Annotated in this window: 2 protein-coding genes and 1 pseudogene; 1 reads left to right on the forward strand and 2 read right to left on the reverse strand. The window is 71.5% G+C overall.

Going from position 1 to position 3,902, the window contains the following annotated elements; translation table 11 throughout:
* A pseudogene (locus ACWDSL_RS52375) lies at positions 1–202 on the forward strand (aldo/keto reductase); the annotation flags it as partial.
* A gap of 10 nt (positions 203–212) precedes the next feature.
* Here ACWDSL_RS52375 and ACWDSL_RS52380 read toward each other — a convergent pair.
* Positions 213–2,135: a cellulase family glycosylhydrolase gene (locus ACWDSL_RS52380; protein WP_450496723.1), complete on the reverse strand. Its 1,923-nt coding sequence runs from the start codon at positions 2,133–2,135 to the stop codon at positions 213–215.
* Positions 2,136–2,220: 85 nt separating this feature from the next.
* Positions 2,221–3,804 (reverse strand): glycosyl hydrolase 53 family protein, encoded by a 1,584-nt coding sequence (locus ACWDSL_RS52385; RefSeq protein WP_450496734.1) that lies wholly within the window; start codon positions 3,802–3,804, stop codon positions 2,221–2,223.
* Positions 3,805–3,902 lie beyond the last annotated feature (98 nt).

Consider the following 3,902-nt stretch of genomic DNA (forward strand, 5'->3'; position numbering starts at 1 on the left):
GGCGACGCCCGCGCAGCCCGCGCGGGGGGGGGTCGCCCAGCCGCGGGGGGTGACCCGGGCCTCCCGGGGGGCGCGTCCGCCCGCGCAGGCCCGGGCGAACGCCACGGCGGCGGCGCTGCCCGCGCTGGAGCAGGACACGCTGGACGCGGTCCGCGAGCTGTACGACCGGCGGATCCGCGCCCAGGTGCACCACCGCTGGTGACGCCGGCGGGTCAGTTCGGGAAGCCGGCGGCCTGCGCCCACGCGCTGAGCTCGCGCTGTGCCGCGGCGCGCAGCTCGGCCGAGGGGGCGGCGGTGCCGTCGGCGACCAGCGCGTAGTGGAGGGTTCCGGCGCCGGACGGCGCGGAGAGCAGCAGCCGCCTGGCGTCGGTGCCGCCGCTCTCCGCCGCGGTCGCCACGGGGTGGTCGGCGGTGTGCCCGTGCGCGGTGTAGGCGGGCGGGCCGGTGACGGTGCCCAGGTCGGAGACGACGGTGACCTGACGGGAATCGAAGTCGCGGGGCAGGTGCAGTTCGGTGGGGGCCTCGGTGGTGCTGTTCTGCCGCCACACCAGCATCCCGTAGCGCCCCGAGCCGACCAGCCGGGCGACGCTGGGCAGGCTGCTGGGGACGCGGTCCCAGCTCAGGGTGGTGGAGCCGTCGCGCGAGCGGTCCTCGAAGGTGAAGGCGAGGGTGCGGCCCGCCACCGCGCTCGGGTAGAGGCGGTCCAGCAGCCGGGCGTCCTGGCGGAGCACGGCCGCCCCGGTGTCGTCGAGCCGTACGGCCGACAGGTCCTCGTCGTTCCAGGCGTCGCCGGCGGTGAGGATCTTGTCGGGGTTGCCGTTCATCGCCTCGTGGTGGCGCCCGTTGTACAGATCCCACTGCCACTGGTTGGCGGACAGGACGGGGCCGGAGCCGGCGGCCTTGCTCCACCAGGTGGCGCCGCTGAGCCGGGAGTCCAGCGCCTGGTACAGGCCCTTGACCACGGTCGGCGCCTTGTCGGAGGTGAAGCCGGTCAGCGGGTGTCCGTACTCGCTGACGACGGCCGTGGTGCCGAGCGCCGAGGCGCGGTCGCGCACGGTGGCGAAGTCGGTGGCGTACTGGCCGTCCTGGGCCTTGCCGGGCATGAAGACGCCGGAGATGGCCTTCTGGTCGTAGAAGTGGGTGTTGAACACATAGCGCGAGCCGATGGCCCCGGCGTCGAGCAGGCCGCCCTCCTGGCGCTGGAAGTCGATGTTGGAGTTCCAGAACAGGTTGGGCTCGACGAAGGCGGGCTTGTCGGCCCAGCCCGCGGCGTCCATACGCGCCCGGAACTTCTCATAGAACGGCCACAGCACGTCCTTCTCCCAGGCGCGGCTGGACTGTCCGTCGTCGTAGCGGCCCGCGTACGGCTCGTTGTACGGGTCGAAGCCGACGACGCGGGCGAACTCGTCGGCGGTCAGCCGGCCGGCGAGGTAGGCCATGGTCTTCTCGGCGGTGACCAGGAAGGCGTCCTGGACCCGGACCGTTCCGGCGGAGGTCTGCAGGGCGCGGTTCTTCCAGAAGTCTCGGGTGGCGTCCTGGACGGCGGGGTTCTGGGTGATGTTCTGGCCCCAGTGGACGCAGATGCCGCAGGACTCCTTGGGGTAGCCGCCGGCCTTGACGACCCATTCGGGCGCGCCGTCGCCGGAGTACCAGCTGTCCTTGTCGAACAGTTGGCGGGAGTAGAGGTCCTGGTGGAAGTCGGGGTAGATCCGTATCCCGGCGTCCAGGAAGGCCCGTATCTGCTCGGTGGCCTTGCGCAGATACTCCTCGTCGACCTTGCCGGGCTCGGGCTCGGCGTGGGCCCAGGACAGCAGGAAGCGGACCGAGTTGGCGCCGGTGAGGCCGCGCATGGCCTGGGCGGACTTCCGGGCGTCGGCGGTGCTTGCGAAGGGCAGGCCGCCGTTCTCCGCCAGCTTGACCTCGCCGGAGACATTGAATCCGCGCAGTACGACCTCGCGCCCGTGGCCGTCGGTGAACCGGCCGCCCGCTACGGAGATCCGGTCCGCGGCCGGGCCGTCGGACCAGGGCGGCTCGGCGGCGGCCGCGGTGCCGCCCGGAGCGGCGACCGCCGCCAGGAGCAGCAGGGCGGCCGCCCCGAGCAGTCGTATGCGGCCCGTACGAAGACGAACTCTCATCCCGTGCGTCACTGTGGTCGCCATGAACCTACCGTCGGGTAAACATGAGCGTCCGTCAACATATCCGGCGCGCACAGTTCACCGGTCAGCGGTGGCCGAACCAGTCCATCGCGGGCAGGGCCTTGTCGCCGTAGTCGAACAGGGCCTGGTTCTCCCAGGCGTTGCCGGAGCCCGGGTCGGTGGGGTCCCAGCCGCTGCCCTTGACCGCGGTCCAGGCCGGCTCCCAGTAGACGACGCCCAGGCCCCGGCCGCCCGGCACCGCCTCCACCACGTTCATCACATCCCGGAGGTTGGCGGCCTGCCCGGCGGGGGTGGCGGGGTAGCCGTCGACGAGTTGGTCGGCGGTGGCCACGTTGTTGGCCAGGCCGTCGTCGTTGGCCAGGGTGTGGGCGTAGGCGGTCTCGGCGACCAGCACCGGCTTGCCGTAGCGGGCCGCCACGTCGTCCAGGTTGGCCTGCAGATCGGACAGCGGGCCGTGCCAGTAGCCGTAGTACGACAGGGCGATGACGTCGAACGGCACCTTCTGCGCGACCGCCTGGTCGAACCACCACCTCGTGCCCCCGTTGTCCCCGCCCTTGGCCAGGTGCAGCGCGATCTTGGTGTCGGACGAAACGGCCTTGGCGGCGTTCGCACCGGCGGTGAGCAGCCCGGCGAGCTGGGAGAAGTTGCTGGTGGAGCCCTCGGGCCAGAGCATGCCGCCGTTGATCTCATTGCCGATCTGGACCATGTCGGCCGTGGTGCCCTGCGCCTTCAGCGCGCCCAGGACGTCGTACGTGTGGTCGTACACGTCCTGCTTGAGCCGGCTGTAGTCGTGTCCGGCCCAGGCGGCCGGCTTGGTCTGCTTGCCGGGGTCGGCCCAGCTGTCGGAGTAGTGGAAGTCGACCAGCAGCTTCATCCCCTGGGCCTTGGCTCGCTTGGCCATGGCCAGCACCTTGGCCTTGGTGTTGTAGCCGTCGGCCGGGTTCACCCACACCTTCAGCCGCGCGTAGTTCATACCGGAGGCGCGCAGGATGGCCAGGGCATCACCGCTGGTGCCGTTCGCGGAGCGGTAGGTGGCGCCGAATGCCTCGTTCTTGGCGAGGGTGGACACGTCCCCGCCCTTGACCGTAAGTCCCGTGCTGCCCTTGGTGAAGGTGAGGTCGTCCAGGTTGGCCCACTCCCCCGCGTGGGCGTCGGAGTTGAGGCTGATGGTGCACTGGCCACTGGTGACCGTGACCGAGGTGACCAGGCGGATCCACGTGCCGTTCGGGGTGGGCGGCAGATCGGTGCGCTGCTCGGCGCCGCCGCAGTCGCGCAGGGCGAGGTACGCAGCGCTCTGTCCGCCGCTGGAGCGCACCCACGCGCTGAGCGTGTAGGTGCCGTTCGCGAGGCCGGACAGGTACTGGTAGGTCTGCACCTTGTACGCCGAGGAGGACCAGTGGGACAGCCGGTAGCCGCCGCTGTGGCCGCCGGTCTCGGTGTACGAGGCGTTGTTGTTGCCGGCGGCGGAGTAGGTGCTCCAGCCGGACGGGGTGGCGGTGCCGGTGCCGTCGGCCTCGAATCCGGTGTTGGCCAGGGTGCTCGCGGCGTATGCGACCGGCGCGGGGAGCGCGGTCAGCAGCAGCGCGCCGAGAGCGGGGAGCGCGGCGGTTCGCAGCAGGGTGCGGGTGGTGCTCCGTATGTCGTGCATCGTCGAGTCCCTTCGACAATGAGCGAGTGGGGTATGAGCGTGTCTTGGCGCGCTGCGCGGGCTGGACTGAGGAGCCGCGCAGCGACGGAGGAGCGAGC

The organism is Streptomyces sp. NPDC000941, from assembly GCF_053599555.1.

Bases quoted from the DNA above. Each gene is read 5' to 3' on its own strand.
- ACWDSL_RS52380 (WP_450496723.1), bottom strand. From the start codon at position 2,135: ATGAGAGTTCGTCTTCGTACGGGCCGCATACGACTGCTCGGGGCGGCC.
- ACWDSL_RS52385 (WP_450496734.1), bottom strand. From the start codon at position 3,804: ATGCACGACATACGGAGCACCACCCGCACCCTGCTGCGAACCGCCGCG.